Genomic DNA, 23,971 nt, shown 5'->3' on the forward strand with positions numbered 1-23,971 from the left:
CGCTCCTTCCCGTGCAAGGGCTACGGGCTCGTATCACCCTGCTGTCCGTGCTGCTGGCGGCCGCGATCAGCGCCGTGCTGCTGGTGCTGGCGTGGCGGCTGGTGAGCGAGTCGGTCGCCGCGGTCCCGCAGATGCCGCCGGGAACGATCGTGCGCGTCGACGGGGTCGACGTCGAGGCGGCCGCGCTGGCCGAGTATCTACGTGACCAGGCACAATCCCGGGTGCTGCTGGTCGGTGCCGCCGCGTTCTCGTGCGTGGTACTCGCGGCGGGAATCCTCGCCTGGGCGCTGACGGCACATGTGTTGCGACCGCTGCGCGAGATCGCGAGCACGGCACAACGGTTGTCCGCGGAGTCGATGAACGAACGTATCGGGCCCGTTCGGCCCCGCGACGAGCTGGCCGAGCTCGCCGAGACGATCGACCAGATGCTGGACCGGCTCGAGGAGACGTTCGACGCGCAGCGCCGGTTCGTGGCCAACGCCAGTCACGAGCTCCGCACGCCGCTGACGGTGATGCGCACGGAGCTGGATGTGACGCTGGCTGATGAGAACGCCGACAACAGCGAGCTACGCAGGATGGCCGAGGTGGTGCGCTCGGCGAGCCAGCGTGCCGAACAGCTGGTCGGGGCGTTGCTGCTGCTGGCCCGGACGGACGGCGCGGAGCTGGCTGTGCGTGAACCGGTCGACCTGGCCGCGGTGGCGCGCAGCGCGTGGGAAGCCGTACGGGTCGAGGGCGAGCATCGTGAGCTGCGCGTCGAGTTCGACACTCCGGCCGCTCCGGCCGTCGGGGACCCGGCGTTGCTCGAACGTGTCGCCGGCAACCTGATGGAGAACGCGGTCCGGCACAACGTCGCCGGTGGTTGGATATCGGTGCGTACCACGGCCGAGTCGAGGACGTCGTCGTTGACGGTGCGCTCGTCGGGGCCGCTGATCGACCCCCAGGCGGTGTCCGAGCTGTTCGAGCCGTTCCGGCGTGGGGGCGTGGCACGCACCGGCCGGGGCAGCTCCGGGTTGGGCCTGTCGATCGTGCGGGCCGCCGTCGATGCTCACCACGGCAGTGTGGTGGCCGAGCCCGTCGTCGGCGGCGGGCTGTCAGTGACGGTGCAGCTGCCGAGTGCCCCGTGACGGGCGTGTCGACCCGCCGTGTCCGGGGCGAGCCGAGGGACTCCTCGGGTACTACATATGTATCGAAGGAGTCCTTCGGCTCGCCCCCGAGCAACCGTTAGTCGCTTCCGGCGCCGCCGTCACCGTCGCCGCCGCCCTCGGCACCGGCACCGCCATCGCCGTCGTCAGCGTCCCCGCCGCCGTCGCCATCGCCACCACTGCTATCACCGGAGTCCCCGTCCCCGTCGCCGGAGCCGTCGTCCCCGTTGCCGGAGCCGTCGTCGCCATCGCCGGAGCCGTCGTCCCCGGAACCGCCGTCACTGGAGTCCTCGTCACCACTGTCGCCATCGGAGCCGTCGTCCGGCTCGCGAGTGGGTGTCGGCGAGGGTTCCGGTGGCGGTGCGCAGCGCACGGTGGGCTGCGGGTTGTAGACGACCGTGCGTTCCTCCCGGTCCACCTCATTGCCGTCGAGGTCACGGATGATGCGGGTGTCCGTGGCGGTGAATCCCCGTGAGCCGTTACTCGGGCTGCACTCCTCGCCGTACGGGATCGTGCGGACCTTCGGGCTGGTGAAGTTCGTTTTCGGGCCGGTAACCGACTCCACCTCGTAGTGCTCGGTGCCCCAGATGCGCACCGTGATCTCCTCCGGCGTCCACTCCGTCTCGATCGCGACGCCGGTCGGGTGCTCGTTGCGGAACTCGAGGTCGATCACGCTGCTGCCATCGGGGTTCTGGTACACCGTGGCTTCCCTGGCGACGGGGTACCTGCTGATGTAGTAGCTGTGCTCGGTGTGCTCCACATCGGTCATGGCGGCGAAATACGCCGCGTTGTACAGGGTCGTGGCGAACTGGGAGATACCGCCGCCGACGGCCCGGGACGGCTGACCCTGTTCGATGATCCCGGCAGAGACATAGCCCTCATCCGTGCCGCGCGGCCCGGTGAACTCGTTGAGGCTGAACGACTCGCCCGGGGGGATGATCACCCCGTTCACTTCCTCGGCCACGGTGCGGATGTTGACGCCCGAGTCCGGGGCGAAACCACTCGTGGAGAACTCGCCGACGACTTCCTCGATGCCGAGCTCGCCGGCCTCGCTCGTGGTCACCTCGGCCGGTTCGTCCCGGTAGGCGACCTCGACGTCGCGCCCGTCGGTGGGCAGTGTGGCGAGCAGGGCGTCCGCGGTGTCCGCCCAGTCGAGGCGCTGCCCGTCGACCGAGGGTTCGACGGTAGGCGTGTCGTCGTCGAAGCTCATGGTCGCGTTCCGGCTCTCCTGTTCCGTCTCGGCGAGCTCGGTGCCGACCACGCTGTCGAGGTCCTCCGCCGCGACGTCAGCGGCGAGACCTCCCTCGCCGTCCGGCTCGAAGGACAGCAGGTTCGCGATCTCGGCGGGCTCCAGGGTGACGGTGTGGCCGTCGCCCACCAGGTCCACGGCCCCGGCTACGGCCGGCCGCGCGACCTTGGTCAGGGCCGTGCGCACGCCTTCGGCCGTGGTCCGCGTCGGCTGCTCGTCGACGGGTAGCGCGATGACCTCGCCGTGCACCCAGTCGTCGAACACGGTCCGCACGGCCGCGTCGACGTCCAGCTCTCGCCCGGAGACGGGGAGTACCGCTTTCGGCTCAGTACCGTCGAACTCGATGTCGCCCTCGACATGCTCGCGCTGGACCTCCTCGCGCAGCGCGGCCAGCTCGTCGGCGAGTGCCGAGTCGTCACCGGTCACCACGGGATCGACGTCTCGCCGCGTGAACAGGGAGGTCAACCAGGCGACGGGGGAGGACGGCCGCGCGGCTGCCTCGTCGACCGTGGCTTCCCAGTCGCCGGTGACCCCGACCCGCTCGGGGTCGACCGTCAGGTCCGAGTCGCCTGCCCGTACGCGGGCCGGGTCGTCGAGATGCGGCTGGAGTCGCTCGCGCAACGTCTCGACAGCAGCCTCCTTGCCGAGCCCGCCCACATCGACCCCGGCGACGGATACGGCAGGTGGCAGCTGCTGCGATGAGGTGAACAGATCCAGGAGGTATACGGCCCCGAGAATCCACGCGGCACCGGCGATCACCGACAACAGCCGTGCGCGCCATCGGACCGGGGGCTGCCGCGAGTCCGCGGGCGCGTCGTTGGGCTCGCCCAGCATCCGTACGAGTCCTCCCTCCCAGCGCGAGGCACACCACTCTCGTCCCCCGCGGTCACGGCACGGTGCGCACGCGCCACACCATGTCGAGCGCCGTCGACACAGCCTAGTGCACCCCGATTCCGGACGTATCACGTGTCTCCGGTCGCGCTGTCCTGCGGCCGGAGCTCTCGCATCGCATGCGCGACGATTCCACGTGGCCGGGCCGGAGCCGCGGGCGTACGCGGGTGTCGCGCCTGCCCGTGGGTACCGCCGCCGCGGGCCGGTGAGCAGGTGAAACGGTACGTCCGTGCCGTTTTGCGGTCTCCGGTAGCTCTGGAAGAATCCCTCCCGCGCAGCAGCTCGTCGCGATCGCTGGAGGCGGCCGGTGAACAGGTCCGAGTACGGTCCCGAGCACGCCCGGCCGGGACCGGTCGTGGTGGGCGTGGACGGCTCGGAGGCGGCAGGGCGCGCGGTGCAGTGGGCCGCACACGAGGCGCGCAGCCATCACGCGCCCCTGCACATCGTGCACGCCATCGGCGTTCCGGACTTCTTTCCCGGAGGGGCGATCTCGCCGTCCACCGAGCTGTTCCACCTCCTCGAACGCGACGGCGATGCGGTACTCGCCGAGGCTCGTGAGCTGGCCGAGAGTATCGCGCCGGAGGTGCCCATCCGGGCCGAGTCGTTGACGGACTCGCCGGTGGTGACGCTGATCGACCACTCGACGCACGCCCGGTGTGTCGTGCTCGGCGAGTCCGGCAGGGGAGCGTTCACCGGGGCGCTGCTCGGTTCGACGACGATCGCTCTCGCGGCGCACGCGCACTGCCCGGTGATCACGGTGCGCGGCCCGGCGGAACGTTCACCGGCAGGCGTGGTCGTTGTCGGGGTCGACGGCAGCGACCTCAGCGATGACGCTCTCGGTTGCGCGTTCGAGCAGGCCGCTTTCCGGGAGGCAAGGCTCGTGGCCGTGCACGCGTGGAACGACTCCGATCCGGAGGAGCTGTTCAGCGAGTCACGTGTGACGTTCGAATGGGAGCCGCTCGCCGAGGCCGAGCACCGGGTGCTCGCCGAGCGGCTGGCGGGATGGTCCGAGCGTTACCCGGACGTGCCGGTCGAGCGGGACCTGGTGCGCGCGAAGCCTCGACAGCGATTGCTCGAGTGGAGCGCAGCCGCCGACCTCGTCGTCGTGGGGTGTCGCGGCAGGGGCGGGTTCCGCGGCATGTTGCTCGGTTCGACGAGCCAGGCACTCGTGCATCACGCGGAGTGCCCGGTGATGGTCGTGCGCCGGCACTGCGCGACGGCCCCGCAGGCTCCGTGACTCCGGTCCCGTGACTCACGGGTAGGAGCGGCCTACCGGCGACGCTGACGGTAGGCCGCAGCTTTGGTGTGCGTGCGCGACCGCTTCAGGAGATGGGGCGGTCGGTCGGCTTGACGGGAGCGGGCAGCACATCCCTGCCGGTGAGGTAGGCGTCCACGCCCGCGGCTGCCGCGCGCCCCTCCGCGATCGCCCAGACGATCAGCGACTGGCCGCGTCCCATGTCGCCTGCGCTGAACACGCCCTCGACGCTGGTCTGGTAGTCGTTCCCGCGTGCGACGTTGCCACGCTCGTCGAGGTCCACGTCGAGGTCGGACAGCAGCGCGCCCTTCTCCGGCCCCACGAAGCCCATCGCGAGGGTGACCAGCTGCGCGGGCAACTCGCGTTCGGTTCCCTCGACGGGGACGAATCCCCCGCCGGAGCGCTCGACCTCCACGATCTTGAGCGCGCGCAGCTTGCCGTCCTCGTCACCCAGGAACTCCTGCGTATTGACCGAGAAGACGCGCTCGCCGCCCTCGGCGTGCGCCGAGGAGGTCCGGTAGACCATCGGGTAGGTCGGCCACGGCTGCGTCTCCGGGCGTGACTCGGGAGGTTTCGGCATGATCTCGAGCTGGGTCACCGAGCGCGCCCCCTGGCGGTGGGCCGTACCGAGGCAGTCCGCGCCGGTGTCACCCCCGCCGATGATGATCACGTCCTTGCCGTTGGCGTCGATGGGCGATGCGTCGAGCTCGCCGCTGGCCACCCGGTTGGCGGGCGGCAGGTACTCCATCGCCTGGTAGACACCCTCCAGCTCGCGGCCGGGAACGGGCAGGTCGCGCCATGCGGTCGCGCCGCCGGTCAGCACGACGGAGTCGTAGTCGGCACGCAGCTGCTCGGCTGTGACGTCGACGCCGACATCGACCCCGGTACGGAACTCGGTGCCCTCCGCGCGCATCTGCTCGATCCTGCGATCCAGCCGCCACTTCTCCATCTTGAACTCGGGGATGCCGTACCGGAGGAGCCCTCCGGCAGCATCGGCGCGCTCGTAGACCACGACATCGTGACCGGCCCGGGTGAGCTGCTGCGCGGCGGCGAGCCCCGCGGGGCCCGACCCGACCACGGCAACCTTCTTGCCGGTCTTGGTGACCGGCGGTTGCGGCTTGACCCAGCCTTCCTGCCAGGCCTTGTCGATGATGGAGATCTCGACCTGCTTGATCGTCACCGGGTCGTCGTTGATGCCGAGCACGCAGGCGGCCTCGCACGGTGCGGGGCACAACGTGCCGGTGAACTCCGGGAAGTTGTTCGTCGCGTGCAGGCGCTCGATCGCATCAGCCCAGTCCTGTCGCCAGGCCAGCGTGTTCCAGTCCGGGATCAGGTTGCCCAGCGGGCAGCCCTCGTGACAGAACGGGATGCCGCAGTCCATGCAGCGCCCGGCCTGCTCCTGGAGCTTGTTGTTGCCGAACTCGTCGTAGACCTCTCGCCAGTCCATCAACCGCAGGTCGACGGGACGCGGCTTGGCGGCCTCGCGCCGGGTGGTGAGAAAGCCCTTCGGGTCAGCCATGTGCGGCCTCCATCACTGCCTCGTCGATACTGCGGCCTTCGCGGACCGCGGCTTCGCGTGCCTGCAGGACACGCTTGAAGTCCTTGGGCATTACCTTGCCGAACCGCTCGACGGCGGAGTCCCAGTCGGTGAGCAACGACCGTGCCACCTCGGAGGACGTCTCGGCGTAGTGGCGCTCGACAGCGCCCTTGAGGAACTCGAGGTCCTCCTCGTCCAACGGGTCGAGATCGACCATCTCGGTGTTGACCCTGTGGTGCGGCAGGTCGAGCACGTACGCGACACCACCGGACATTCCGGCGGCGAAGTTACGGCCGATCCCGCCGAGAACGACGACCTTGCCGCCGGTCATGTACTCGCACCCGTGGTCACCGACGTGCTCCACGACGGCGGTCGCGCCCGAGTTGCGCACGCAGAACCGCTCGCCGACCTTGCCGCGCAGGAAGATCTCGCCGCCGGTGGCGCCGTAGCCGATGACGTTGCCCGCGATGAGGTTGTGCTCGGCGGCGAACGGCGCGTCCGGATGCGGTCGCACGACGATGCGGCCGCCGGACAGGCCCTTGCCGACGTAGTCGTTGGCGTCCCCGACCAGCCGCAGGGTGATCCCCCTGGGGATGAAGGCACCGAAGGACTGGCCAGCGGTACCGGTGAAGGTGACGTCGATCGTGTCGTCGGGCAGACCCTCGCCGCCCCAGCGCTTGGTGAGCTCGGAGCCGAGCATCGTGCCGACTGTGCGGTTGACGTTGCGCACCGGCAGGTCGAGACGCACCTTGTCGCCGGAGGACAGTGCGCCTTCCGCCAGCTGGATCAGCGTGTTGTCCAGTGCCTTGTCCAGCCCGTGATCCTGCTGGACGACCTGGTGGCGGGCCGCACGCGGCTCGAGCTCGGGCACGTGCAGGATCGGCGAGAGATCCAGGCCCTCGGCCTTCCAGTGCTCGACGGCCTTGCGGGTGTCGATCATCTCGGCGTGCCCGATCGCCTCGTCCAGCGAGCGGAACCCGAGTGCCGCAAGGTACTCGCGAACCTCCTGCGCGATGAACTGGAAGAAGTTCACGATGTAGTCCGCCTTGCCGGAGAACTTCTCCCGCAGGGTCGGGTTCTGCGTGGCGACCCCGACCGGGCAGGTGTCGAGGTGGCAGACGCGCATCATGATGCAGCCGGACACGATCAGCGGGGCCGTCGCGAAGCCGAACTCCTCGGCGCCGAGCAGGGCGGCGATCATGACGTCGCGACCCGTCTTGAGCTGGCCGTCGGTCTGCACCACGATGCGGTCACGCAGCCGGTTGGCCAGCAGGGTCTGCTGGGTCTCGGCCAGGCCGAGCTCCCACGGCGCGCCCGCGTGCTTGATCGACGACAGGGGAGAGGCGCCGGTTCCGCCGTCGTGACCGGAGATGAGCACCACGTCGGCGTGCGCCTTGGAGACACCGGCCGCGACGGTTCCGACCCCGACCTCGGAGACCAGCTTGACGTGGATCCTGGCGTCCGGGTTGGAGTTCTTCAGATCGTGGATCAGCTGTGCGAGGTCCTCGATCGAGTAGATGTCGTGGTGCGGCGGGGGCGAGATCAGGCCGACGCCAGCCGTGGAGTGCCGGGTCTTGGCGATCCACGGGTAGACCTTGGTGCCGGGTAGCTGGCCACCCTCACCGGGCTTGGCGCCCTGGGCCATCTTGATCTGGATGTCGTCGGAGTTGACCAGGTACTCGCTCGTCACCCCGAACCGGCCGCTGGCGACCTGCTTGATGGCCGAACGGCGCTCCGGGTCGTAGAGCCGGTCGGCGTCCTCGCCACCTTCGCCGGTGTTGGACTTGCCGCCGAGGCGGTTCATGGCGATCGCCAGGGTCTCGTGCATCTCCTGGGAGATCGAGCCGTAGGAGATCGCGCCGGTGGAGAACCGCTTGACGATCTCCGAGACCGGCTCCACCTCCTCGATCGGCACCGGCTCGCGCTCGCCCTCCCGGAAGGAGAACAGGCCGCGCAGCGTCATCAGCTCCTCGGCCTGGTCGTCCACGCCGCGGGTGTACTCGCGGAAGATGTCGTACTGGCCGGACCGCGTGGAGTGCTGGAGCTTGAACACGGTATGCGGGTTGAACAGGTGCGGCTCGCCTTCGCGACGCCACTGGTAGTCACCGCCGAACTCGAGCTCGCGGTGGTGCGGGCGCACACCGTCGGCCGGGAACGCCGTGCGGTGCCGCTGGGCGACCTCCTCGGCGATGACGTCGAAGTCCACTCCGCCGATCCGCGAGGTCGTCCCGGTGAAGCACGCGTCGACGACCTCGGGGCCGAGGCCGATCGCCTCGAAGATCTGCGCGCCGGTGTAGGAGGCGACCGTGGACACGCCCATCTTGGACATGGTCTTGCGGACACCCTTGCCGAGGCCCTTGATGAGGTTGCGGGTGGCCTGCTTGGCATCCGTGCCCTCGATCAGCCCGCGCTCGGCCATCTCCTCGACGGTGGCCATGGCCATGTACGGGTTGACCGCAGCGGCGCCGTAGCCGATCAGCAGGGCGATGTGGTGCACCTCGCGGGCGTCGCCCGACTCGACGACGAGCCCGACCTGGGTGCGGGTCTTCTCCCGTACGAGGTGGTGGTGCACCGCACCGGTCAGCAGCAGCGACGGGATGGGGGCGTGGTCGGCGTCCGCGCCGCGGTCCGACAGCACGATCAGGCGTGCGCCGTCCGCGATCGCCTCGCTGACCTCGCCCCGGATCTCCTCGAGCCGCTTGACCAGCGCTTCACCGCCGCCGTGCACGTGGTAACGACCGTCGATGGTCGCCGACTGGAACTCGGGCAGGTCCCCGTCGTCGTTGACGTGCACGAGCTTGGCCAGCTCGTCGTTGTCCAGCACGGGAAACGGCAGCACGATCCGCCTGCAGGACTGCGGTCCCGCTTCGAGCAGGTTGGGCTCGGTGCCCAGCTGAGCCTCCAGCGAGGTCACCATCTCCTCCCGGATCGCGTCCAACGGCGGGTTGGTGACCTGGGCGAACAGTTGGGTGAAGTAGTCGAACATCTGACGTGACCGGCCCGAGAACGGGGCCAGCGGGGAGTCGTTGCCCATCGACCCGATCGGCTCGGCCCCGGTACGGGCAACGGGCTCGAGCAGGACAGACAGCTCCTCCTCGGTGTAGCCGAAAGCCTGCTGGCGGCGGACGAGCGAGCCGTGCGTAGGCACCTCGCGCTCGCGCTCCGGCAGCTCGTCGATGCGTACGCGACCTGACTCGATCCACTCGGAGTAGGGGTGCTCGGCGACGAGCTCGCCCTTGATCTCCTCGTCGTCGATGATCCGCCCCTCGGCGGTGTCGACGAGGAACATCCGGCCGGGCTCGAGCCTGCCCTTCTGCACGATGCTCGACGGTTCGAGGTCGAGGACGCCGACCTCGGAGGCCAGGACCACGAGACCGTCCTCGGTGACCCAGTAGCGCGCGGGGCGCAGCCCGTTGCGGTCGAGGACGGCACCGATCTGGGTGCCGTCGGTGAACGAGACCAGGGCGGGCCCGTCCCACGGCTCCATCAGTGTGGAGTGGAACTCGTAGAAGGCCCGGCGGTCCGGGTCCATCTCGTCGTGGTTCTCCCACGCCTCGGGGATCATCATCAGCACCGCGTGCGGCAGGCTCCTGCCACCGAGGTGCAGCAGTTCGAGCACCTCGTCGAAGGTCGCCGAGTCGCTGGCATCCGGTGTGATGATCGGGTAAATGCGCTCCAGCTCACCGGGGATGAGCTCGGAGCGAAGCATCGACTCGCGCGCGTTCATCCAGTTCTTGTTGCCGCGCAGGGTGTTGATCTCACCGTTGTGCGCGACGAACCGGTACGGGTGCGCCAGCGGCCAGGAGGGGAACGTGTTGGTGGAGAACCGGGAGTGCACGAGACCGATCGCGCTGGTGACCCGCTCGTCGGCGAGGTCGAGGAAGAACCTGTCCAGCTGCGGCTCGGTCAGCATGCCCTTGTAGACGATGGTGCGCGCGGACAGGCTGGGGAAGTACACGTCGGTGGCGTGTTCGGCGCGCTTGCGCACGCAGTACGCCATGCGCTCGAGCGCCAGCCCGGTGGCGGTCTCGGCGCCGGTCTCCTTCGGGGCCAGGAACACCTGGGCGAAGTAGGGCATGACGCCTGCGGCGGTCGGGCCGACGTGGTCGGTGTCGACCGGCACGTCACGCCACCCGATCACCCGCATGTGCTCCTCGGCGGCGACCCGCTCGATGGTGGACTTGGCCTTGTCCCGCTCCCGCTCCGCACTCGGCAGGAAGGCTGTGCCGACCGCGTATCCGCCTGGCTCCGGAAGGTCGAAGTCGACGACCGCGCGGAAGAACGCATCGGGGATCTGGATCAGCAGCCCGGCGCCGTCACCGGTGGCGGCCTCGGCACCACGGGCGCCGCGGTGTTCCAGGTTGCGCAGCGCTGTCAGTGCCTTGCGCACAACGGAGTTGTCGCGGCGACCGGCGAGGTCGGCGACGAAGGCGACGCCGCAGGCGTCGTGCTCGTACTGCTTGTCGTACAGCCCCCCGACAGAGGGCAGCGCCGAGGGTTGCGCTGCGCTCAGTGAGCTTGCGTTGTGGCGGGTCACGTCTAGCCGCCCTCCCATGGTGTCGGTGCGTCCAGGCAGCGCTATCGCGCCCGCTCCACGTGTGTGGGCGGGCGCTGCCTCTGCCGGGAATCGCGGTGGTCTGCTCTTCAGACGCGAGATGCCCAGATCTCGCCGATCGGTCGGTGGTGGGGCCCGCGGGACGATTGCCCACGAAGCCCGGGCCGACCCTGTGCGGGCGAGTGGCCGCACCTCGCTGTGCAGCCGAAAGCGCACGTCGTCGTGCGGATGGCGCTGGACCCGGCCCCGGATTGGCGCAGGCCAGGCTGCGCGCCTCAAGTGCGTATCGCAGTGCCCGGGGTCGCCGGGTCCTCCCACTTTAATGTGAATAGTGGATTAATGGCATACCCGAGTGGCCATTGCGTGGGAAATACCACGTCAGGTTGACCATCACCTGGACACACGCGCCGCCATCTTACCCCAGTGGAACGATACTCATTCGACGCATCGAGTGAGTACCGCCCGTTCGTGGAGATTCTCCCCGCGGCACGACGACCGCCCGATCGCCGAGAATCCGCAGGCGACGATCACCTGACGTGTGAATCCGGGTCGCTGCTTGACACGAACCGGCCGCTCACTCATCCTACTCAAAGGTAACTGTTACTGGTGGTAACGTCAGTGCGGTTTCGACAGCGCACCGGACAGCGGGTGTATCCCAGCATGGCGTGGAGGAAGAGCATGGCGCAGCGTGCCCAGGCCAAGGTCGTGATCGTGGGGACGGGTTTCGGTGGCCTCGGTCAAGCGATCCAGCTCACCCGAGCGGGCATCACCGATTTCATCATCCTGGAGAAGGCGCACGAGGTCGGCGGCACCTGGCGGGACAACTCGTATCCCGGCTGTGCGTGCGACATCCAGTCGCACATGTACTCGTTCTCCTACGAGCAGAACCCGGAGTGGTCCCGGGCGTTCTCCGGGCAGCCGGAGATCTTCGAGTACCTCAGGGGCGTCGCCGCCAAGCACGGCCTCTACGAGAAGATCCACTTCGGCGTCGAGATGGCGGGAGCCCGCTGGGACGAGGACGAGGGCCGCTGGTACGTGTACTCCACCACCGGCGACGAGTACGTCGGGCAGTTCCTCGTCTCCGGCGTCGGGGGGCTGCACATCCCGCAGATCCCGGAACTTCCCGGCATCGAGCGGTTCCGCGGCCCGACGTTCCATTCCGCGCGGTGGGACCACGACGTCGACCTCACGGGCAAGAGGGTCGCCGTGGTGGGCACGGGTGCCAGCGCGATCCAGTTCGTCCCGCGGATCGCACCGGACGTCGCCGGGCTGACCGTCTTCCAGCGCACCCCACCGTGGATCATGCCCAAGCCCGACCACGCGATGCCGGAATGGACGAGGTCGCTGTTCCGGTCCGTCCCTTGGGTGCAGCGGGCCTACCGCTACCTGCTGTACTGGATGCTCGAGGTGCGCGCGCTCGGTTTCAACGGGCACCCTGCGCTGATGAAGGCAGGGGAGCTGCTCGCAAAGCGCCACATCCGCAAACACGTCAGCGATCCGCAGCTGCGCGCCAAACTCACCCCCGACTACACGATGGGGTGCAAGCGGGTGTTGATCTCCAACGACTACTATCCCGCTTTGACCAGGGACAACGTGGACGTGGTGACCGAGGGCGTGCGCGAGGTCCGCGAGCACAGTGTCGTGGACAGCGCCGGCGTCGAGCACCCGGCCGACGTGCTCATCTACGGGACCGGCTTCCACGTCACCGATGCGTTCGACTACCTGGACATCACCGGGGCCGAGGGACGCAACCTCGCCAAGGTGTGGCGGGAGGAAGGCATGCAGACGCACAACGGCATCACCGTCGCGGGCTTTCCGAACCTGTTCTTCCTCCTCGGCCCGAACACGGCGCTGGGGCACAACTCGGTCGTGTTCATGATCGAGCAGCAGGCCAAATACGTGGTCGACGCGGTTCGGCTGGCCGACGCGCACGATGCGGCGGCGCTGGACGTGCGCAAGGATGTCCAGGAACGGTTCCAGAGCGACATCCAGCGGAAGCTGAACAACGGGGTGTGGACCACCGGTGGCTGCACCAGCTGGTACCTGGACTCCCAGGGCGTGAACCGTACGATCTGGCCCGGTTTCACCTGGCGGTACTGGTTGAAGACGCGCAAGGTGGACCCCAGCGAGTACCGGGTGATCGGGCGAGGTGGCAGCGCTGGTTCGGCTGCAGGATCGGCGACAGGTTCGGCGACAGGTTCGGCGACGGCCACGTACGGACGGTGACGCGGGCAGTATCCGTATCGGGATGCCGTCCGCGGGATGCCGGCAGCGGGATGCCAACGGGGAGGCGAGTATGGCTGCGGACAACGAGGTCGAGCCCGGCGAGGAGCAGTTGGTGCTGCATCCGAGGCCGGTGCGTTTCGACTGGTCGAACCTGCCCCTGCACTGGGTGCCATGCGACCCCCAGACCACGCACACCATCAACGTCCTGCACCTGCTGCTGCCGGAAGGGGAGCGGTGGTTCGTCCGGGTGTTCAAGCAAGCCCTGCCGCTGATCGCCGATGAGCGCCTCCGCACGGACGTCCTGGGGTTCATCGGGCAGGAAGCCCTGCACGCCGAGGCACACAGCGGGGTGGCCGACCACCTCGCCGCGCACGGCCTCGACGCGAGCCCGTTCACCCGGCAGGTCGAGTGGATGTTCCGGCGCCTGCTCGGTGACCGCGACCTGCACGGCAAGGCCGCCGAGGAGTGGCTGGTCGAGCGCCTGGCGATCATCGCGGCGATCGAGCACTTCACCGCGTTCCTCGGGCAGTGGATACTCGACGCCTCCGGCCTGGACGCCGCGGGTGCCGATCCCACGATGCTCGACCTGCTCCGCTGGCACGGCGCCGAGGAGGTCGAACACCGCAGTGTCGCCTACGACCTCTTCTGCCACCTCGACGGCCGGTACACCCGCCGGGCACGTGCCATGTCCGTGGTGGCCCCGGTGATGCTGTGGCTGTTCGTGCGCGGTACGCGGTTCCTGATGCGCAACGACCCGCAGCTGGGCGGCCGGGACAAGGCGCGGCTGCGGCGGTTGCGGGCGGCATCCGCACGGGGCACGCTGCCCACGCTGCGCGGGGTGCTCGGCGAGGTGCGCCCGTACTTCACCCGCTCGTTCCACCCCTCGCGGTACGGCTCGACGGAGCGCGCGATCGGGTACCTGGCGAGCTCGCCTGCCGCGCAGGCGGCCGAGGCGCAGCAGTGACCGTCACCGGGGAACCGATGGCTGGCTGCGTTCCGGACTACCCGAGCGACCTGCGGGGGCGGCCGAGGCGGGATCGCCTGATGTCCTCGCTCGACGCGGTCGTGTCGCTGTACCAGCGGATCAGCGTGTACAGCGGGAGGCGTCGCGGGCCGGTGACCCCGGTCTCGCGGGACCGCGAGCTGGCCGTGGACCGGATGCGTACCGAGGCCGAAGACGTGGTGAGCCTGCGCCTGACGGCACCCGACGGCGGCGAGCTGCCCGCCTGGCGGCCCGGCGCGCACCTGGATGTGGTGCTGCCCTCCGGGCGCGTGCGGCAGTACTCCCTGTGCGGCGACGCGGCCGACACGCGGGCGTACCGGATCGCCGTGCGCCGCCTGCCGGACGGTACCGGGTCCGGGGAGGTGCACGAGGAGCTGCGGCCCGGCTCCCGGATCACCGTGCGGGGTCCGCGCAACGCGTTCCCCCTGGCGCCCGCGCGTTCCTACCTGTTCGTCGCCGGCGGTATCGGGATCACCCCGATCCTGCCGATGGTGCGTGCCGCGGCAGCGCGGGGAGCCGACTGGCGCCTCGTCTACACCGGCCGCAGCACCGGGTCGATGCCGTTCATCGACGAGCTGACCCGGATCGATCCTCGACGGGTGTGGATCCGGCCGGACACCGAGTACGGCATCCCGGCATCCGGGGCGGAGCTGCTGGAGCGCGCGCCGGACGGCGCAGCCGCCTACTGCTGCGGCCCCACACCGATGATCACGAGCCTGCGCGTGGACCGGCCCGCCAGCCGGGTCGGCTCGCTGCATTTCGAGCGGTTCGGCCCGCCGCCCATCACCGACGGCGCGCCGTTCGAGATCGAGCTCGCGCGCAGCGGCCGGGTCCTGCCGGTACCCGCCGACCGCAGCGCCCTCGACGTGGTGCGGGAGGCCGTGCCGGACGTGGCGTACTCCTGCCGTCAGGGGCACTGCGGGACCTGCGCCGTCGGTCTGCTCTCCGGCACGGTCGAGCACCGGGACAGGGTGCTGTCCGAGCCCGATCGGGAGAGCGCCATGATGATCTGTGTCTCCCGCGCGACCGGGCGGGTGGTGCTGGACCTGTGACCGGTCCCGCCTGATCGTCCGCCGCCCGATCACCAGCAGTCGGGGGAGTCGCCGTCCGGGGCGTCCCACCCGCCGTCCGTCCCTCGCATGGCGTAGGCACACGAGACGTCCGATGTGCCGTCGGGGCCGAAGGTCAACGGCACGGTGAGGCCGTCGAAGCGTTCGCCGTCGAAGCCGCGGAGCGCGTCGATGATGCTCTGCCTGGTGATGTCGTCGCCTGCGGCTTCCGCCGCGGCCTCGAAGACCTTCGCCGAGGACCACCCGAGGGCCGCCGAAGGACCGGGGGCGCTGTCGCCGCCGTAGCTGTCCCATGCGGCCGCGAACTCCTCGAACGCAGGCGTGTTCAGGCCGGCGAACGGGAACACCGGCATGCCGACGAGCACGTCACCCAGCCCTTGTTTGGTCACCGTGTCCGCCCGGACCGTCGAGGAGATCTGCAGGAACTGCGGGTCGTAGTCCTGCCGCTGGCAGGAGGACGCGACGCGGGCGACGGTACCGGGATCACCGGTGACCATCAGCAGCTCGACACCGGCGTTACGCGCCTGGATGCACTCCGCGGTGTAGTCCGGCTGCGTCAGCGAGATCCTGGCCCGGTAGCGGGGATCCAGCCCGGCACGCTCGGCGTCGCCCTCGTCGAAGAGCTGGTTCTCCACTCGCGCACAGGAGTCGCTCTCGGTGCAGAACAGCGCACCGAACCGCGTGCTTTCGCCGCGCTGCGCGCCGATACGGGCCGTGCCGAACACCGCGCTCGCCGAGGACGGGCACTGCCGGAAGAGGACCGGGCTGTCCGACCACTGCGGCCCGCAGTCGCCGCCGATGACGGGGACCTCGTGCTCGGTCACGTAGCCCTTCCACGAGTTGAGCGTCTCGGTGATGGTCATGGCCGCGACCACGGCCACGGCGTCGTGCTGCTCGACGAGCTCCTGCATCTGGCTGCGCGCCCGGCCGGCGTCACCCCCGTCGTCCATCACGATCGCCTCGACGCGGCGGCCGCCGATGCCGCCGTTGTCGTTGGTGTGTGCCGCCCACGCCTGCAGTGCCCTTGCGCCCTGCGCGAACGCGGTGCCGCCCGGTCCGGAGTAGGTGCCGACCGTGCCGACCACGATGGGCGCGCCCCCTGCGGAGCCCTTCCGGTCGCGCGCAGGGCCGTCGGAACCGCCTGCGCCCCGATCCCGGCCGTCCGCACCGGCGCCCGCGGTGCTGTCCGGGTCGCCGTCGCCCTGCCGTTCGGTCGCGTCGGGGTCGCCGGAATCACCGCGGGCCCGGTCCGGCATACCTCCCGCGTCGGCGTCCTGCTCCGCCCCGGGGAACGGCCCGGACGCCGCTCGCTCGATCGTGTCGTGGTCGAGCCGGGTGCCACAGGCCGCGAGCACGAGGGCCGCGGCGGTGAACAGTGCGGCGGGAACGACGGTGCGTCGGCGGCTCGGCATGGTTGTGACCTCCTCGGTGCTGGATGAGCCGGTACCGGGCCGGTGTGGCTACCGGGACGCCGTGCTAGGTGTGGGTGCCCATGTACTTCTCCATCAGCTGCGCCGCGTCGAGCTCGCCCGGCTCGCCCGCGAACTCCAGCCGCCCCCGCGCCAGCAGGAAGACGTAGTCGGCCAGCTCGAGTGCCTTGGCGACGTACTGCTCGACGAGCACGAGCGCGCAGCCCTGCTCGGCGAGCCTGCCGAGGAACTCGAAGATCTCGTCGACGACGACGGGAGCCAACCCCATGGACACCTCGTCCAGCAGGACGTAGCTGGGTTCGGTGACGTAGGCCCGGCTCAGCGCCAGCATCTGTTGCTGGCCACCGGACAGCGCCCCGGCCTGCTGGCCCAGCTTCTCGCCGAGGACCGGGAACGCCGACACGGCCCTGTCGACGGCCTCACCGGTGTCGGCGCCCGCGGCGTGCACGGCGATGTTGTCCCGCACGGACAGGTTCGGGAAGATTCCCCGGCCTTCCGGCACGTGGCACACGCCGCGCCGTGCCAGCACGTGCGGGCGGCGCCCGGTGAGGTCCGTACCGTCCAGGTGCAGTGTTCCGGAGCCCGGTGCGAGCAAGCCGGAAGCCACCCGCAGCGTTGTGGTCTTGCCCGCGCCGTTGGCTCCGAGGAGTGCCACGACGGAGCGCCGGGGGACCGGCAGTGAGACGTCGCGCAGGACGGTGGTGTCGCCGTAGCCTGCTGTGATGTCGTGGAGCCGCAGCATCAGGCAGCCTCCGATCCGAGATAGGCGGCGCGCACCGCGTCGCTGGCACGCACATCGGCGGGATCCCCCTCGAAGATCATCTTTCCGAAGTCGAGTACGTAAAGGTGCTCGCAGATCGACATGACCAGCGACATGTCGTGTTCGACGAGCAGCACGCCGCAGCCGCTGTCGGCGACGACCCGCGTCACGATCCGGCCGAACCGCCGGGTCTCCGCGCTGTCCAACCCGGACGAGGGTTCGTCGAGCAGCAGCATGTCGAACCCACCGGCAAGGACCCTGCCCAGGTCGACGAGGCGGCGCTGACCGGTCGACAGCGAGCCGGCCGGATCACCCCGGTGTGGACCGAGGTCGCAGAGCTCGAGGACCGCCTCGGTCGCGGCCCGTACGGACGTGCGGTCGCGGCGGGGACAGCGGAGTTGCTTGAGCGGGTTGCTGCGCGCCAGGCGGGCCTCCAGACCCAGCGCGATGTTCTGCTCGACGGTGAGGGAGTCGAACAGGTCCATCCGCTGGAAGGTGCGACCGAGGCCGTGCTGCGCGCGTGCGGCGGGTCCCCGGCCGGTGATGTCCGTGCCGAACAGCCGCACACTGCCTGCGCTCGGGCGCAGCAGCCCGGAGCAGGCGTTGAACGTGGTCGTCTTGCCTGCTCCGTTGGGTCCGATCAACCCGGTGATCCGGCCGCGCGGCGCGGCGAACGACAGGCCGTCCACCGCGGTGTTGCCGCCGAAGGCGATCGTGAGCCCGTCCACTCGCAGGCCGTCGTGCTCGCTGGAGGTCATCGCGTGTCTCCCTGCTGGCGTGGCCTGCCGACGCGCAGGCGGCCGGTGTCCGGGCCTGCGCGGCCGCCCGCCCGGCCCGCGGCAGCCTGTAGCCGCTCGCGTGCCGCGCTCGGTGCGCCGATGCGCTCGCGCGCGCGGCTCGATGCCCCAGCCGTGCCGTCCCCGGTGGTCGTGCGGGGACGCGCGGAGGCCTCGTGCAGGGCCACGAGCATCGCGCCGAGGCCGAACAGCACCGGCATCCAATCCACCGCGGTGTCACTGGAGCTGTAGGCGGGCGCGACCGTGAGGAACAGCGCCGCGAGCACGGGCGCCGCGGAACGAGCAACGGAGAACAGCACCAGCACCGCCAACCACGTCAGCGAGGCGTACGCGGTGAACGGCGTACCGGTGGCGGACTGGCTGACCGAGGCGTGCAGCGCACCGGCGATGCCCGCGATGAACGCCGATACGCAGAACACCGTCACCCGCGTCACGTTGATCCCCGCCCCGAGGGTGGCCAGGGACGTCGGGGAGTCGGCCATCGCGCGCAGCAGCCTGCCCAACCTGCTGCGGGTGACGGCTGCGACCAGCACCATGCCACCGGCGGCGAACGCCAGCAGCACGTAGTAGAAGGCCGTATCGGAGGAGAAGTGCTCGGGGCGGGCGGCAGGCAGCGTGCCCGTGGCGCCGAACATCACGCCGGAGCGGTAGAGCAGCCGCTCCAGCAGCAGGCCGAACCCGAAGGTGGCCAGCGCGAGGAACAGCCCGGACAGCCGGATGGCGGGGATGGCGACGACCGCCCCGACCGGTACCGCGGCCGCCCCCGCGAGCAGCACGGCGAGCAGCCACGGCAGGCCCGCCCCGACGGCCAGATGGGAGAACGTGGCCGACCCCACGGCGACCAGTGCCGCGTGCGCGAGGGACACCTGCCCGGAGATCCGCACCAGCAGGTAGAGGGAGGTGAAGATGAGCAGGAACACCAACGCGTTGGCATAGACCGGCAGCCTCGGCCCGGCAAGCAGTGGCACGGCCGCTGCCAGGACGGTCGCCGCCACAGCGAACCCGCGGGTGGCCCGCGGGGTCAGCAGCGGTGCGGAGACCGGTGCGGGTCGGTGGGTGCCGGCGTCGGCCAGCCTGCTGCGTCCCGCCACGAGCAGCACCACGAACAGCACCAGGAACGGGACCGCCGGTGGCAGCCCGGCCAGTGCCTGTGAGCCGGCCGCGATCGTGGTCGCGAACGCGGCGAGCACGCCGATCAGCAAGCCACCGGCGTAGGTGAGCGGCAGGCTGGCGAACATCCCGACCGCGGCGGCGCCGTAGGCCTGTACCACCAGCAAGGTCAGCAACAGCGCGTCCAGGCCGATCTGGGGTGCCAGCAGGATTCCCGAGATCGCGGCGAACCAGGACCCGATCAGCCACGCCCAGCTGCGCACCGCGAACGCGCTGGTGCCTGTCAGCTCCAGCAGATCGGGGTCGTCCACGACCGCCCGCATGCGCACGCCGAGCGAGGAGAGCCGGAAGAACAGGAAGAACGCTGCCGCGCCCGCCGCGGCGACGCTCGCGGAGATGAGCTGGTCGATGCCGACGTGCACGCCGGAGACCGTGACGGTGTCGACGGGCAGGAAGGTCGGGAACGGTAGTCCCGCTGCGCCGTAGTGCGCCATCAGCGCCCCGGTGATGGCCAGCTGCAGGCCGACCGTGGCGACGATTTTCATGGTCACGCTCGCCCCGGCCAGCCCGCGTGCCATCCGTTCCAGCGACACGGCCAGCACGGGCGGGAGCACGACGGCCGCCAGCAGCAGCGCGACCGGCCACGGCAGCCCGCGCAGCGTGGTGAGGTCGTAGAAGGCGTACGCCGCGAGCGCGGCGATCGCGCCGTGCGCGAAGTTGAAGATGCCGGACGTCTTGTAGGTCAGCACCAGCCCCATCGCGGCCAGCCCGTAGATCGAGCCGGTCGTCACCCCGACGACGAGGAACGGCAGCAGGTCGTTCATGGCAGGCACACCCCGCACGGCTGGCCGTCGTCCTCATCGGCCCGCTCCAGCTGCTTGCCCGCGACCAGGGGGCAGTCCGGCCGGTGCACCCGCTGCATCCCCACGGCACGGACCAGGTCCCGCGTACCGTCGGCATCCGGCCATCGGCCGGGAGCCGGCCGCGGCTCGGCATCCGGCGGGTCGATGGATACCAGCGCTACGCGGCGCTCGCCGACCGCTCTGCGCCCGCGCATCAGCCACAGGCTCACCCCGACCGCCGAGGTGGCGAACCCGCCGACGGCGAGGTTCAGCCATGCCGCCTGGTGGTGCACGGTGCCCGACACGGTGGCGCCGAACCATCCGGCGGCGAACGCGGCCGCGCCGACGATCGTGGTCAGGCACACCATCACCACGTCCGAGTCCCGCCAGGGCCAGTCGGGTCCGGTACGCCCCGTCATGAGGCACCCCCGACCGCCACCTCCGGTAGCTGTCGCGTGGGCTCACGTGCCGGTTCGGGCTCCGGGGAAGGTGCGGTACGGGCCGTGGTGCCCGTGCCGCCGCCTGGTGCTTCTGCCTCGCGGATGGCGCGTTCGATGCGGTCCAGCTTGCGCCACTCGTCGTGGAGGTCGGCGGACAGCCACAACGCAGCGGAGATCCCGAGCAGGAACAGGCCACCGATCCCGCCACTGATGATGTACGGCAGCTGCTCGGCCGGGTACGGCGTACCGCTCACCCCGAACCAGCCGGTGACCAGGGTTGCCGCACCCGCGATGGCGCCGGCTACGGCCAGCAGACGGTCCCACTGGCTCCGGAGCTTCGTCATGAGGTCCATCGGGTCTTCACTCCCAACATGCGCAGCAGGCTTCCGCTGGTGACCATCGCCAGCGCGCCGAGGACGATCACCAGATAGACACCGGTCATCCCCATGTCCACCGGGTTGCCGAGTAACCGCTCGTGCTCCGGCGCGGCCTCCGGGACGCCCGCAGCCCGGGGCGCCCCGGCGTCGTCGGGTGGGTCCGCGCTCGTGGAGCCGCGTGCGTCCTCGCCTCCCGCCGATGGGGCATCCGCGGTAGCCGCCGGCTCCGCCCGGGCCGGGTCGCCGGGCGGAGCGACGCCCTGCGGGGCACCGTCCCCGGGAGGTTCGTCGACCTGCGCCGCGGCGGCGAACGCGCGGCCGAGGACGTAGCGCACCCGGTAGGTCCCGCCGGTGTCCGGGTCGTGTTGCTCGGCGACGATCTCGATGCCCGCGGACAGCACACCCCGCTGCGTCTCCGCCGCCTCGAGGTAGCGCACCCGCACTCCCGCTGCCTCGAGAGCCTCCGCGGGGTCGGCTTCCGGTAGCGCGACGCCCTGGCCCGCGGCGCGCACGCCGTCCGGCGTGATGGTGACGACCTGATCGGCCACGGTCGTGCGCCCGATGTGCAGCGCCGAGTCGCGCCGGAGCTCGCCGCCGGAGTCGACCGACGCGGACGCGGAGGCGTGCGTGGTGCCGACCTCGAGTACGTCGTCGACGGTCAGCGGCCGGGTGTCGGCGCGCGCGGTGGCCTCGGAGGAGAGGTCGTCGGGGTCGACGGCCGTCTCCGCGCGCGCACGGGTCACGCCCGCCCGGCCCTGTTCCTCGTCGAGGCCCGAGCGGGCGGCGGCAGCGCTCGACGTCGCGGTGCTGCGCGCGTGCAGGGAGTAGCCCTCTTCGTCGACATCGGACTCCTCTTGGGAGGGATGCCGCGCGGACACGTAGGCGGGGTAGTCGGGGAGGTCCTGCCCGGTCTCGGTCCTGAGCATCCCCGGAAGTGTCAGGACCGTCTCTCCCGGATACGGGCTGCTGGCGAAGGCGGAGGAGTCCTGCACCTCGTAGTCCACACAGGACTGTGCGACGGGTGCGCCCGCCCCGGTCGGGGCCGCCAGCAGGATGTTGTCGCTCGCGCTGGCGGTGACCTGTACTCCCCGGGCCGAGGCCAGGACCGGACATCCTTCGGGTGCCGCGGGCGCGGCTGATGCCGGAACTCCGCTCAGAAGTAACCCGACGCCCAGCCCGCCCGCGATTGTTCCTCGCCGTCTCTTGACAATTGTGATGTAACTAGTTCTATGTTGCCCCGATTCCATGGCGCGCCTTTCACGGTGCGGCTGTATCTGGCCTCAGTGCGGCATAGTTCGTATCGCAGCGTTGTCGGTCGCCGGGTACAACGAGGGCATATAGAAACAGGTTCTAGCTACTTTCCGGTAATTTTTCGCGATGCTATTCGGAATTGCGCGACCAGCGGTTTCGCGGAGAGATCGGTCGACTCGTCGCGCGGCGAGGGGCGGCACGCGCGGGTCGGGGTACGGCGCGGCGTCAGCGCGCCGGGTCTGTCGGGTAGCCGGATGCCGCGTTGCGGACGAGGCGCACGCAGTGGTCGACGAGGCGGTCGCGGGCCACGTCGAGGGAGCCTGCGAGATAGGCGATGAACAGGTTCGCCAGCGCGCCCACGAGGCCGAGCGCGGTCATCTTGCGTTCCGCGGGGTCCGTTCCGGAGGGCAGATGCTCGCGGACCAGGTCGGCGAAGGTGGGCAGGAGCTCGTTGCCGCGCTTGCCGAGCACCGGATCGGTCTGCGGTGCCAGCAGGAGGACGGTTCCCTTGCGCGGGTCATCCAGGATCAGCTCGACGAAGGCCGACACCGCCGCGCGTGCCCGTGCGTCCACGTCGGGCCGCGCCCCGTGTACCGCGTCGACGAGCGCGTGGTGCGCCTGCCGCGCGACGTGCTCGTACACCGCGACCAGTAGCGCGTCCCTGTCGGCGAAGTTCTCGTAGAAGTAACGCTCGGTCAGGCGGGCCGTGCGGCACACCGCGCGCACGGACACGGCGCTCGTGCCGTCGGTGCCGAGTAGCTCGAGGCCGGCATCGAGCAGTTGCTGCCTGCGGGCGGCACGACGGTCGGCGAGCGTGGTGCCTGCCCATGTCCGTTGCGTGGCGTCGCCTGCCGTTGGCATGTCAGGTCTCCTCTCTTGACCGCGTGCGGCGCCGATCCTAACCTGACAACGGCTGTAGTCAGTTTCTGTGTAGCAGGGATGAGGTCACGATGGTGCAGTACGACGTCCCCGCCGATGCACGGCCGCGCGCGAGTGGGGGCGCGCAGCGTGCCGCACCCGAGCCACTCGGTCCCGAGTCGCTGACCTGGCGCTACTTCGGTGACTGGCGCGGCATCCTGCTCGCCCTGTGGGCGGGCTCGATGCAGAACATGCACCCGCAGCTCGGCGCGGGTGTCGAGGAGCACTCGCAGTTCTTCACCGAACGGTTCGCGCGGTTGTTCCGCTCGCTGTACCCGATCTACGGCGTGGTCTACGACGGCGAGCGGGCGGCGACCACAGCGCGGGAGGTCCGCGGGTATCACACGGAGGTGAGCGGTGTCGATCGGCACGGCCAGGCGTACCACGCGCTCACCCCGGAGACGTACTACTGGGCACACGCCACCTTCTTCATGGGCATGATCGTTTTCCAGGACCGGCTGGGGGAGGGGCTGTCCGAGGAGGCCAAGCGCGCGCTCTACGACGAGAGCGTGCGGTGGTACGGGTTGTACGGCATGAGCATGCGCCCCGTGCCTGCCGACTGGGAGGAGTTCCAGCGCTACTGGGAGCACATGTGCACGAGCGTGCTCGAGGTCAACAACGCCACCCGCGACGTGCTGGACCTCAGCGAGCTGAGCAGGCCTCCCGCGTTGTGGTGGTTGCCCGAGCCGTTGTGGCGCGTGCTGCGCAGGCCGGTCGCGCGCGGGTTCACCTGGCTCACCGTGGGGCTGTACCACCCCGCGGTGCGTGCGCGGCTGGGGTACAGGTGGGGGCGCGGCGACGAGGCGGCTTTCCGGGTTGTCGGCGCGGTGACCAGCGCCTGCTGGAACCTGGTCCCGTTCGAGTGGCGTTACCACCCGCGCGCCAGGGCGGCGTGGCGACGGGCGCGGCGCGCACGGGCGGCTACCGGAACGGTCGAGACTCCTTATCGCAACCTGCCGCCCCGTGCCGAGCGGGACAGCCCGAAGCACTACTCCCCGCCGGTGGAGCCGGCCTCACGCGGGCTGTCGCGACTCACCCGACGCTTTCTGTAACATGTTTCACGTTGTGTGCGGATGCGTCGTGGCCGGCTACAGGCGATGATGGCCCGTATCCGCCGG

The 23,971-nt window shown here is 70.3% G+C and carries 17 protein-coding genes; 6 read left to right on the forward strand and 11 right to left on the reverse strand.

All coding sequences use genetic code 11. From position 1 onward, the window contains the following. The first annotated feature begins 11 nt into the window (after positions 1 to 11). Complete coding sequence (locus H0B56_RS09300; protein WP_343063822.1) at positions 12 to 1,124, forward strand: sensor histidine kinase; 1,113 nt, start codon at positions 12 to 14, stop codon at positions 1,122 to 1,124. Positions 1,125 to 1,221: 97 nt separating this feature from the next. Here H0B56_RS09300 and H0B56_RS09305 read toward each other — a convergent pair whose 3' ends face one another. Further along, a complete protein-coding gene (locus H0B56_RS09305; RefSeq protein ID WP_180892581.1) occupies positions 1,222 to 3,225 on the reverse strand; it encodes a VanW family protein in 2,004 nt (667 codons plus the stop codon). A gap of 364 nt (positions 3,226 to 3,589) precedes the next feature. On the opposite strand from H0B56_RS09305, the gene H0B56_RS09310 reads away from it, so the two are divergent. Beyond that, positions 3,590 to 4,519 (forward strand): universal stress protein, encoded by a 930-nt coding sequence (locus tag H0B56_RS09310; protein ID WP_180892582.1) that lies wholly within the window; start codon positions 3,590 to 3,592, stop codon positions 4,517 to 4,519. An 85-nt stretch (positions 4,520 to 4,604) separates the two neighbouring features. Here the strand turns inward: H0B56_RS09310 and H0B56_RS09315 are convergent, their stop codons facing one another. Both H0B56_RS09315 and gltB read right to left on the reverse strand, forming a co-directional pair. Next, positions 4,605 to 6,056: a glutamate synthase subunit beta gene (locus tag H0B56_RS09315; RefSeq protein ID WP_180892583.1), complete on the reverse strand. Its 1,452-nt coding sequence runs from the start codon at positions 6,054 to 6,056 to the stop codon at positions 4,605 to 4,607. Beyond that, entirely contained in the window at positions 6,049 to 10,629 is a 4,581-nt protein-coding gene (gene gltB, locus H0B56_RS09320) for a glutamate synthase large subunit (protein ID WP_180892584.1), read from the reverse strand. Before gltB ends, H0B56_RS09315 begins: the two co-directional genes overlap by 8 nt. Before the next feature lie 678 nt (positions 10,630 to 11,307). On the opposite strand from gltB, the gene H0B56_RS09325 reads away from it, so the two are divergent. The 3 genes from H0B56_RS09325 (at position 11,308) to H0B56_RS09335 (ending at position 14,910) form a co-directional block, all read left to right on the forward strand. Further along, complete coding sequence (locus H0B56_RS09325; protein ID WP_180892585.1) at positions 11,308 to 12,855, forward strand: flavin-containing monooxygenase; 1,548 nt, start codon at positions 11,308 to 11,310, stop codon at positions 12,853 to 12,855. 70 nt (positions 12,856 to 12,925) lie between these two features. Then, positions 12,926 to 13,819 carry a metal-dependent hydrolase gene (locus H0B56_RS09330; RefSeq protein WP_180892586.1) on the forward strand — a complete coding sequence of 298 codons (894 nt, stop codon included), beginning with the start codon at positions 12,926 to 12,928 and terminating at the stop codon, positions 13,817 to 13,819. A gap of 80 nt (positions 13,820 to 13,899) precedes the next feature. Next, entirely contained in the window at positions 13,900 to 14,910 is a 1,011-nt protein-coding gene (locus H0B56_RS09335) for a PDR/VanB family oxidoreductase (protein ID WP_246361015.1), read from the forward strand. 29 nt (positions 14,911 to 14,939) lie between these two features. Here H0B56_RS09335 and H0B56_RS09340 read toward each other — a convergent pair whose 3' ends face one another. From H0B56_RS09340 to H0B56_RS09375, 8 genes are all read right to left on the reverse strand, one after another. Next, complete coding sequence (locus H0B56_RS09340) at positions 14,940 to 16,340, reverse strand: ABC transporter substrate-binding protein (RefSeq protein ID WP_180892588.1); 1,401 nt, start codon at positions 16,338 to 16,340, stop codon at positions 14,940 to 14,942. Between the two features lie 64 nt (positions 16,341 to 16,404). Then, positions 16,405 to 17,100, reverse strand: coding sequence for an ABC transporter ATP-binding protein (locus H0B56_RS09345; protein ID WP_180892589.1), 696 nt, complete (start codon positions 17,098 to 17,100; stop codon positions 16,405 to 16,407). Next, positions 17,100 to 17,876: an ABC transporter ATP-binding protein gene (locus H0B56_RS09350; RefSeq protein WP_180892590.1), complete on the reverse strand. Its 777-nt coding sequence runs from the start codon at positions 17,874 to 17,876 to the stop codon at positions 17,100 to 17,102. The genes H0B56_RS09345 and H0B56_RS09350 overlap by 1 nt, the downstream gene beginning before the upstream one ends. Continuing rightward, positions 17,873 to 19,849, reverse strand: coding sequence for a branched-chain amino acid ABC transporter permease (locus H0B56_RS09355; RefSeq protein WP_180892591.1), 1,977 nt, complete (start codon positions 19,847 to 19,849; stop codon positions 17,873 to 17,875). Before H0B56_RS09355 ends, H0B56_RS09350 begins: the two co-directional genes overlap by 4 nt. Continuing rightward, a complete protein-coding gene (locus H0B56_RS09360; RefSeq protein WP_180892592.1) occupies positions 19,846 to 20,286 on the reverse strand; it encodes a hypothetical protein in 441 nt (146 codons plus the stop codon). Before H0B56_RS09360 ends, H0B56_RS09355 begins: the two co-directional genes overlap by 4 nt. Then, complete coding sequence (locus tag H0B56_RS09365) at positions 20,283 to 20,651, reverse strand: hypothetical protein (RefSeq protein WP_180892593.1); 369 nt, start codon at positions 20,649 to 20,651, stop codon at positions 20,283 to 20,285. The genes H0B56_RS09360 and H0B56_RS09365 overlap by 4 nt, the downstream gene beginning before the upstream one ends. Then, entirely contained in the window at positions 20,648 to 21,688 is a 1,041-nt protein-coding gene (locus H0B56_RS09370) for a hypothetical protein (protein WP_180892594.1), read from the reverse strand. Before H0B56_RS09370 ends, H0B56_RS09365 begins: the two co-directional genes overlap by 4 nt. 472 nt (positions 21,689 to 22,160) lie before the next feature. After that, on the reverse strand, positions 22,161 to 22,796 hold the full coding sequence (locus H0B56_RS09375) for a TetR/AcrR family transcriptional regulator (protein WP_180892595.1): 636 nt from the start codon (positions 22,794 to 22,796) through the stop codon (positions 22,161 to 22,163). 89 nt (positions 22,797 to 22,885) lie between these two features. Between H0B56_RS09375 and H0B56_RS09380 the strand changes: the two genes are divergently transcribed. Beyond that, entirely contained in the window at positions 22,886 to 23,905 is a 1,020-nt protein-coding gene (locus H0B56_RS09380; protein WP_180892596.1) for an oxygenase MpaB family protein, read from the forward strand. Positions 23,906 to 23,971 lie beyond the last annotated feature (66 nt).

Origin of the sequence: Haloechinothrix aidingensis (assembly GCF_013450155.1) — a bacterium.
Classification (GTDB): domain Bacteria; phylum Actinomycetota; class Actinomycetes; order Mycobacteriales; family Pseudonocardiaceae; genus Haloechinothrix; species Haloechinothrix aidingensis.

Excerpts from the sequence above, each read along its gene's own strand:
- H0B56_RS09355 (WP_180892591.1), bottom strand. The coding sequence starts at position 19,849 with ATGAACGACCTGCTGCCGTTCCTCGTCGTCGGGGTGACGACCGGCTCG.
- H0B56_RS09305 (WP_180892581.1), bottom strand. The coding sequence starts at position 3,225 with ATGCTGGGCGAGCCCAACGACGCGCCCGCGGACTCGCGGCAGCCCCCG.
- H0B56_RS09325 (WP_180892585.1), top strand. The coding sequence starts at position 11,308 with ATGGCGCAGCGTGCCCAGGCCAAGGTCGTGATCGTGGGGACGGGTTTC.
- H0B56_RS09350 (WP_180892590.1), bottom strand. The coding sequence starts at position 17,876 with ATGACCTCCAGCGAGCACGACGGCCTGCGAGTGGACGGGCTCACGATC.
- gltB (WP_180892584.1), bottom strand. The coding sequence starts at position 10,629 with ATGGGAGGGCGGCTAGACGTGACCCGCCACAACGCAAGCTCACTGAGC.
- H0B56_RS09315 (WP_180892583.1), bottom strand. The coding sequence starts at position 6,056 with ATGGCTGACCCGAAGGGCTTTCTCACCACCCGGCGCGAGGCCGCCAAG.
- H0B56_RS09360 (WP_180892592.1), bottom strand. The coding sequence starts at position 20,286 with ATGACGGGGCGTACCGGACCCGACTGGCCCTGGCGGGACTCGGACGTG.
- H0B56_RS09335 (WP_246361015.1), top strand. The coding sequence starts at position 13,900 with ATGTCCTCGCTCGACGCGGTCGTGTCGCTGTACCAGCGGATCAGCGTG.
- H0B56_RS09330 (WP_180892586.1), top strand. The coding sequence starts at position 12,926 with ATGGCTGCGGACAACGAGGTCGAGCCCGGCGAGGAGCAGTTGGTGCTG.
- H0B56_RS09380 (WP_180892596.1), top strand. The coding sequence starts at position 22,886 with ATGGTGCAGTACGACGTCCCCGCCGATGCACGGCCGCGCGCGAGTGGG.
- H0B56_RS09340 (WP_180892588.1), bottom strand. The coding sequence starts at position 16,340 with ATGCCGAGCCGCCGACGCACCGTCGTTCCCGCCGCACTGTTCACCGCC.
- H0B56_RS09345 (WP_180892589.1), bottom strand. The coding sequence starts at position 17,100 with ATGCTGCGGCTCCACGACATCACAGCAGGCTACGGCGACACCACCGTC.
- H0B56_RS09365 (WP_180892593.1), bottom strand. The coding sequence starts at position 20,651 with ATGACGAAGCTCCGGAGCCAGTGGGACCGTCTGCTGGCCGTAGCCGGC.
- H0B56_RS09375 (WP_180892595.1), bottom strand. The coding sequence starts at position 22,796 with ATGCCAACGGCAGGCGACGCCACGCAACGGACATGGGCAGGCACCACG.